The 7547-nt window shown below is 44.3% G+C and carries 5 protein-coding genes; 2 read left to right on the top strand and 3 right to left on the bottom strand.

The annotated features are described in order from the left end of the window. Positions 1-37 precede the first annotated feature (37 nt). Positions 38-1534 carry a M28 family peptidase gene (locus tag C4S61_RS02770; protein ID WP_103923275.1) on the bottom strand — a complete coding sequence of 499 codons (1497 nt, stop codon included), beginning with the start codon at positions 1532-1534 and terminating at the stop codon, positions 38-40. A 191-nt stretch (positions 1535-1725) separates the two neighbouring features. On the opposite strand from C4S61_RS02770, the gene gcvP reads away from it, so the two are divergent. Next, entirely contained in the window at positions 1726-4620 is a 2895-nt protein-coding gene (gcvP, locus tag C4S61_RS02775; protein ID WP_103923276.1) for an aminomethyl-transferring glycine dehydrogenase, read from the top strand. A gap of 51 nt (positions 4621-4671) precedes the next feature. On the opposite strand, the gene lipA is transcribed toward gcvP, so the two are convergent. Then, the gene (gene lipA / locus C4S61_RS02780; protein ID WP_103923277.1) at positions 4672-5550 is read right to left on the bottom strand and encodes a lipoyl synthase; all 879 of its coding nucleotides are present in this window, start codon (positions 5548-5550) and stop codon (positions 4672-4674) included. Positions 5551-5605: 55 nt separating this feature from the next. Further along, positions 5606-6334 (bottom strand): hypothetical protein, encoded by a 729-nt coding sequence (locus C4S61_RS02785; RefSeq protein ID WP_103923278.1) that lies wholly within the window; start codon positions 6332-6334, stop codon positions 5606-5608. Between the two features lie 277 nt (positions 6335-6611). Between C4S61_RS02785 and sdaAA the strand changes: the two genes are divergently transcribed. Beyond that, positions 6612-7541: an L-serine ammonia-lyase, iron-sulfur-dependent, subunit alpha gene (gene sdaAA, locus C4S61_RS02790; protein WP_103923279.1), complete on the top strand. Its 930-nt coding sequence runs from the start codon at positions 6612-6614 to the stop codon at positions 7539-7541. Positions 7542-7547 lie beyond the last annotated feature (6 nt).

The raw sequence follows: 7547 nt of genomic DNA on the forward strand, positions 1-7547 counted from the left end.
AACAAAAAAAGGTCCCGTGCAATCGGGACCTTTCTATTTATCTCTCAGTTCTGGTATTCGAGCCATCCACAGGAGTTCTTTGCTCTCTGTTGGCAAGATCCCAAGCCGTGTGGAAGATTAGCTGTGCACGTTTCGTCAACAGAGGGAATTCGATTTTGTCCACCGTATCCGTCACTTGGTGATAGTCATCATGCACTCCGTTGAAGAAGAATATTACCGGGATGTTGTGCTTCGCGAAGTTGTAGTGATCCGATCTGTAGTAGAATCTGTTTGGATCGTCTTCCGCGTCATAGCGGTAATCAAGGATCAGATTGGTATAGGTGATGTTGTTATATTCATTGATTTTCTTCAGGTGAGAAGAAAGCATCTCCGAACCGATCACATAGATATAATCCTTGTTTTCTTCTTTCTGGTATTCGTAGTCGATACGACCTACCATGTCAATGTTGATGTTGTTAACCGTATTTGCCAATGGGAAAACCGGGTTGTCTCCATAATGGGCTGAACCTAAAAGTCCTTTTTCTTCACCGGTCACATTGAGGAAAAGAATACTTCTTCGAGGCTTCATCCCGTCTTTGGCAGCTTGTGCAAAAGCCTCTGCAATCTCCATCACTGAGACTGTTCCCGACCCGTCATCATCTGCACCATTGAATACTTCACCCGTGGAGCTTACACCCACATGGTCATAGTGTGAGGAGATCACGAGTACTTCCTCTTTTTTGTCTGTTCCTTCCAAAAATCCCATCACGTTGACGGCATCTACAGGAGTTTTGGTTTTTACTACTTGGTAAATTACTTTTTGGGAAGCGATGGATTCAGGAGTTGACTTTGCAGCTTCTTTCAATTTTTCCACAGGAGTGTTGAAAAGTTGGCCCATCTTGTCGGAGCTCACCATAAAGATTGGTCTTTGTTCCGTTTCTTTATCAAAACCTATTCTACCTTTTCCTGCCAGAGTTTTGTAACGATTGGCAATCCGGTCGAAATTTGCCTGACCTTCCATCGAAACGATGACAATTCCGGCAGCGCCTGCATCCATTACTTTTTTCACCAGATCATTGCTCCGAACGCCTACTGCCCAAAGGCCGACAAGCTTTCCCTTTACATCAACTTTTGCCAGATTTTCATCAGTGACTAAGCCAAGAAATACCAATTCAGACTTGGCCGTTTTTGCCATGTTTCCGTCTCCTGTGAAGACGAAATCCTCGTTTTCGACAAGTTTGGATTTACCGACCTGCAAAGTGACCTTGCTGAAGTTGGCAGTGACCAATGGAACACTTTGGAAAAAGCTTCCATTTACCGGTCCTGTGAGACCTAAGTTTTTGTAAAAATCCGCTAAATATTGAGCGGCAAGTTTACCTGTTTCAGACCCTGTATCACGGCCCTGCATTTGGTCCGAAGCAAGGTAAGTTAGGTGCTTAGTCAAGTCTTCTACGCTGATAGTATTTGCGTATTTGACTTGTGGGGAAGTTTGTGAAAAAGAGGGAAAAGCCATTCCTAAGGCAATTACACCACTTAGTATTAATTTTTTATGCATCGCGTTTTTTCTTTAGCCTGCTAAACTAGACAAATTTTTGGCCCTTGATAAAACCGTTTGTCAAGAACCGATGTTAAATGGTAAATTATTACTCGGCCGCAACCCCTTTTCCTCTTAGAAATAGTACCTTTGCGCTCGTAAAAACAGGATGGTTTTAAACCCAAATACATCACAATTCCCAAGCGTTCTTTATGCAGATCAATCTTTCTAATGCTGTCAAATTCGAGAGCAGACACAATGGCCCGACCGAGGCGGAAATCGCGGAGATGTTGGAGAAAATCGGCGCCTCATCTTTAGAGGAATTAATCAACCAAACTGTTCCCGAATCGATTCAATTGACTAGGCCCTTGGATTTACCAAAGGCAAAATTGGAATCTGAATTTCTGGCAGACTTCAAGGTACTTGCATCCAAAAACAAAGTTTTCAAGTCCTTTATCGGTTTGGGATACTATGATACAATCGTACCCGGAGTTATTTTAAGAAACGTTCTCGAAAATCCCGGATGGTACACGGCTTACACGCCGTACCAAGCCGAGATTGCCCAAGGAAGATTGGAAGCGTTGATCAACTTCCAGACCGTGGTGATGGAATTGACAGGGATGGAGCTTGCCAATGCTTCGCTATTGGATGAAGGAACGGCTGCAGCGGAGGCGATGACGATGCTCCATGCGGTGAAGCCAAAAGAAAAGAAGAACGCCAACCGCTATTTTGTAGACGAGAAAGTTTTTCCTCAGACCAAAGCACTGTTGGTGACAAGAGCGGAGCCGATCGGCATTAAGTTGGTCTTTGGGGCGATATCTTCACTGGACTTGACAGATCCTCAATTGTATGGCGTGATGTTCCAGTATCCAAACTCGGATGGGGCAGTTTCTGATTATTCAGCGATTGTAGCTGCCGCAAAAGAAAACAAAGTACTAACTGCCTTCGCTTCAGATTTACTGGCCCTTACGCTATTAACTTCTCCGGGTGAAATGGGAGCAGATGTAGTCGTTGGTTCTGCGCAGCGATTCGGAGTTCCTATGGGCTACGGTGGCCCGCATGCAGGATTTTTTGCTACCAAAGATGAATTCAAAAGACAAATACCGGGAAGAATCATCGGTGTATCCATCGACCGGGCAGGAAACAAAGCCTACCGAATGGCACTTCAGACCCGAGAACAACATATCAAGCGCGAAAAAGCAACTTCTAACATCTGTACTGCCCAGGTTCTTTTGAGTGTGATGGCTAGCTTTTATGCGGTCTATCACGGTCCAAAAGGCCTGAAAAACATTGCGTTAAGAGCACATGGGTTAGCAAAGCTAACGGCTGAAGCTTTGAAAAAAGTAGGGCTGAATGTGGCAGACCATACTTTCTTTGATACGATTCAGATCAAAATGAATGAAGTTTCCAGAGAAAGAGTGCGTGGACTGGCTTTAGGAGCCAACATGAATTTCAGATATGAGTCTGATTCGGTGTTTATTTCCTTTGACGAAACCAAATCACTGGAAGATGTCAAAACTATAGTGAATATTTTTGCTACCGAAGAGGGAAAGCATACCCTTGATTTGGACCAACTGGTTGCAAATCTTCAGTTGGATTTGCCGGAGGCTTTAACCAGAAAGTCGGAATATCTTACTCATCCGGTGTTCAACAATTACCATAGCGAGCACGAGATGCTACGGTATATTAAGCGGTTGGAGAATAAAGATCTTTCTTTGGTTCATTCCATGATTTCTTTGGGCTCGTGTACCATGAAATTGAATGCTACTGCTGAAATGATCCCGGTCACTTGGCCTGAATTCGGTCAATTGCACCCTTTTGCACCGATGGATCAGACGCTGGGCTACCAAGAGTTGTTTACCAATCTGAGAACCTGGCTAACTGAGATCACCGGTTTTGCAGACACTTCTTTGCAGCCTAACTCAGGGGCTCAGGGTGAATATGCCGGTCTAATGGTAATTCGGGCTTATCACATGAATCGTGGAGAAGGTCACCGAAATATCGCTTTGATCCCTACTTCCGCTCACGGAACCAACCCGGCTTCTGCTGTGATGGCAGGAATGAAGGTGGTTTTAGTGAAGTGTGACGAAAAAGGAAATATCGATATCGATGACCTGAAAGTGAAAGCCACAGAGCACAAAGATGATCTTTCCTGCCTGATGGTAACTTACCCATCTACACACGGGGTATTCGAGGAAGCAATCCAGGAAATCTGTGCTACGATCCATCAGTATGGTGGACAAGTCTACATGGATGGAGCCAACATGAATGCTCAGGTAGGTTTGACTTCTCCGGGTAGAATCGGAGCGGACGTTTGTCACCTCAACTTGCATAAAACGTTCTGCATTCCTCACGGTGGAGGTGGACCGGGCATGGGTCCAATCTGCGTAGCAAGCCATTTGGCACCGTTCCTGCCTGGAAATCCGTTGGTTAAAACAGGTGGAGACCAGGCAGTATCTTCGATTTCTTCAGCCCCTTATGGAAGCGCGAGCATCCTGCCGATATCTTACGCGTACATCGCAATGATGGGGGGAGATGGATTGACCAATGCTACCAAAATGGCGATCCTGAATGCGAACTACATCAAAGAAAGGTTGAGTGAGCATTATCCGATTCTTTATACTGGATCTAAAGGACGTGCTGCTCATGAAATGATTGTGGATTGCAGAGCGTTCAAGGAAGTTGGAGTAGAGGTGGAGGACATTGCCAAGCGATTGATGGATTATGGCTATCATGCCCCAACAGTTTCCTTTCCGGTTGCTGGAACATTGATGATCGAGCCTACCGAATCAGAAACCAAAGCTGAGTTGGATAAATTCTGCGATGCCTTACTCTCGATTCGGGAAGAAATCCGAGAAATCGAAGAAGGGAAAGCTGATCGTATAGAAAACGTGTTGAAAAATGCACCCCATACTGCCGCTATGGTGCTTACCGGAGAATGGACGATGCCTTATTCCAGAGAAAAAGCAGTATTCCCTATCGCCTGCGTAAAAGAAAGCAAGTTTTGGCCAACGGTACGAAGAATCGATTCTGCCTATGGAGACAGAAACTTGGTTTGTAGCTGTATACCTGTCGAAGAATATGCGGCTGAGACTGAATTGGCGTAATTCCAACTCTTTCAAACAAAAAATGGCTGCCAATTGGCAGCCATTTTTTGTTTATACATTTACATGTCGCTCGGCATGGTAAGAAGATCTTACCAAGGGTCCGGATTCAACGTATTTAAGTCCTCTTCTAAGACCTTCTTCCCGGTATTCTGCGAATAGATCGGGATGAATAAATTCCGCTACTTCGATATGCATTTTGGTCGGCTGCAGGTATTGTCCCAAAGTTAGAATATCACATCCATGCTCGACCAGATGGTCCATTGCTGTCAAGACTTCTTCTTTTTTTTCACCAAGCCCTAGCATGATTCCAGTTTTGGTTCTTTTGCCAAACTCCTTTGTCAGCTTAATTTGCTCCAGTGACCGCTCATACTTTGCCTGTGGACGAACTCTTCGATAGAGACTTCCTACTGTCTCCATGTTGTGAGACACGACTTCCTGACCTCCGCTGATCATGCGATAGAGGGCATCCCAGTTTGATTTGACATCGGGAATTAGTGTTTCGATAGTTGTCTCGGGAGAAAGTTCTTTAGTCTGAACCACCGTCTGATACCAGATTTCGGCACCTTTATCCTTGAGTTCATCACGGTTTACAGAGGTTATCACTGCATGTTTTACACCCATGAGTTGGATTGCTTCAGCTACTCTTCGGGGCTCATCCGTATCGTATTCAGGCGGTCTGCCTGTAGCTACAGCACAAAAAGAACAAGAGCGGGTGCATACATTTCCCAAAATCATGAAAGTCGCAGTTCCAGCCCCCCAGCATTCACCCATATTTGGGCAGTTACCACTTTCGCAGATGGTATGGAGTTTATGTTCATCGACAAGTTTCCGGACTTTGGCATATTCTTTTCCCACAGGAAGCTTCACCCTGAGCCAATCAGGTTTTTTTCGTCGTGTTGCTTCCTCAGAGATTACGGGTAATTCAATCATGGTATTCGAATTTGCTACAAAGGTAATTTAAGGGTGATCAAAAACCCAATTGAGATTATTTTCGGAATCCGTAGAAGAAGGTAAAGTAGGCTGATTGAAAGAGCTGATTGTTCTCAGCCGTTGAAATCAAGGGAATTTCTTTATTGTACCCTTCTACCATGTACCCTACTTCCAATCCTGTGACACTGCTTCTGAAGACGCCAAACTCAAACATCAGGGCGGCTTTTAGATTTGCACCAATGGCCAATTCAGATTGTCCCAGCCCTTCAAATAATGCGCCTGTTCCTAAGATATTAAATCTACTTTGGTGAACTTCAGGATTATACTGTTCGGTCACAGTCTGTACGCGACTGACCGCATATTCAATATAGTAAGGTGCTATTAACCCAAAGCTTGGTCCGACAGCTGCAAGAGCACTTACTTGCACTCCTTGATTTGGGGCCTTTTTGAAAAGAACGATCTCTCTCCCATAATGAGGTCGGATCGCATAGAGGTAGTTGGACTTTCCGAAAATATAGCTGTTTCCGAGAACCGTATTGTATCTGGATTCTTTTGGGCTTTTTACGTTTGAAAGTTCAATTCCCCAAAAGGAAAACTGGGAATCATCCAGTCGAGTACCTGCTTTGAAGGAAATACCTCCAATCAATCCTCCATTGGTGTTTTTGTTTACGCCAAAAAGATATTCTTTGTCGTACTCATAGTTTCCCACATCATCTCGTTGAGAAAAAGCATCAAGTGATATGAATAGGAAAAATGCAGGTAAGATTAATTTCAGCTTGCTCATTCGAAGGGGTCGAAAATGTAGCTCAATAATTGAGTTTAAGTATTTAACTGAATTTTAAAAGTAAGAGTTTATGCGCACTATAAAAAGTTCAGTTTTTGAGAATTTAGGCTAAAATAAAAGTACCTTCATTTATGTTTTTTCGAGCAAAACAGCACTGCTTGATTCTTGAGAAAATTAAATGAATCTGCGTTTTATGTTCCATCTATTGTAAATTTCAGGACAGTTCGGAACCCATTCGTGGACGAATTTATTCTGAGAATATAAACCCAATTAAGTTATGTGCTACCTTTTTGAAAGTTTCAAAGGCTGGAAGGAATACTGTGAAAGCCAAAACGTCTCCTTAGTCGATTCTGTGATCGAGTACGAGGTAGAACAAAAGAATTCTTCTGAGGAAAAAATCCGGAGTGGCCTTCAGCATGCCTATTCTGTGATGAAAGATGCCGTGAAATCCGGCCTGGAAGAGGAAATGACTTCTCGCTCTGGGATGATCAATAATGGAGCAAAAAAGGTATTTAATCACCCGCTTACAGTTCTTTCTCCTGAATTTCAAAAATTGATTTCGAGAGCCCTTGCCGCTAAAGAGGTGAATTCCTGTATGGGAAGAGTCGTTGCTGCTCCTACTGCAGGCGCTTCTGGAATCCTGCCGGGGACCTTGGTGACCCTTCAGGAAATCCATTCTTTGCCTGATTCTAAAATTCTTGAAGCCCTTTTGGTGGGAGCAGGCATTGCACTGATTATTGAGGAAAAGGCAAGTTTGGCGGGTGCAGTCGGAGGCTGTCAGGCAGAGACGGGCTCGGCAGCAGCCATGGCAGCAGGCGGGATAGTATATTGTTTGGGAGGCTCAATAGATCAGGTATTTAATGCTGTTGCCATCACCATTCAATGCATGCTTGGATTAGTATGTGATCCTGTAGCCGGTTTAGTGGAGGTTCCCTGCGTGGTTCGAAATGCAAGTGCAGCCGCTATCGCTTTCAGCTCGGCTCAGATCGCCTTAGCCAATGTCAATGCCGTCATACCTGTGGATGAATGTGTAGAAGCCATGGGGGAAATTGGTGCGTCCATGGAAAGTAGATACAAAGAGACTGCTATGGGAGGGCTGGCTGCCACCTTAACTGGTCAGGAAATTTCCAATCGTATTCTGATTCAGGATATTGAAATCCTTCCAGATGAAATCGAGCATGACGAAGATCGTCACACACTGGGATGATTATAA

Source organism: Algoriphagus boritolerans DSM 17298 = JCM 18970 (assembly GCF_900108085.1).
Classification (GTDB): domain Bacteria; phylum Bacteroidota; class Bacteroidia; order Cytophagales; family Cyclobacteriaceae; genus Algoriphagus; species Algoriphagus boritolerans.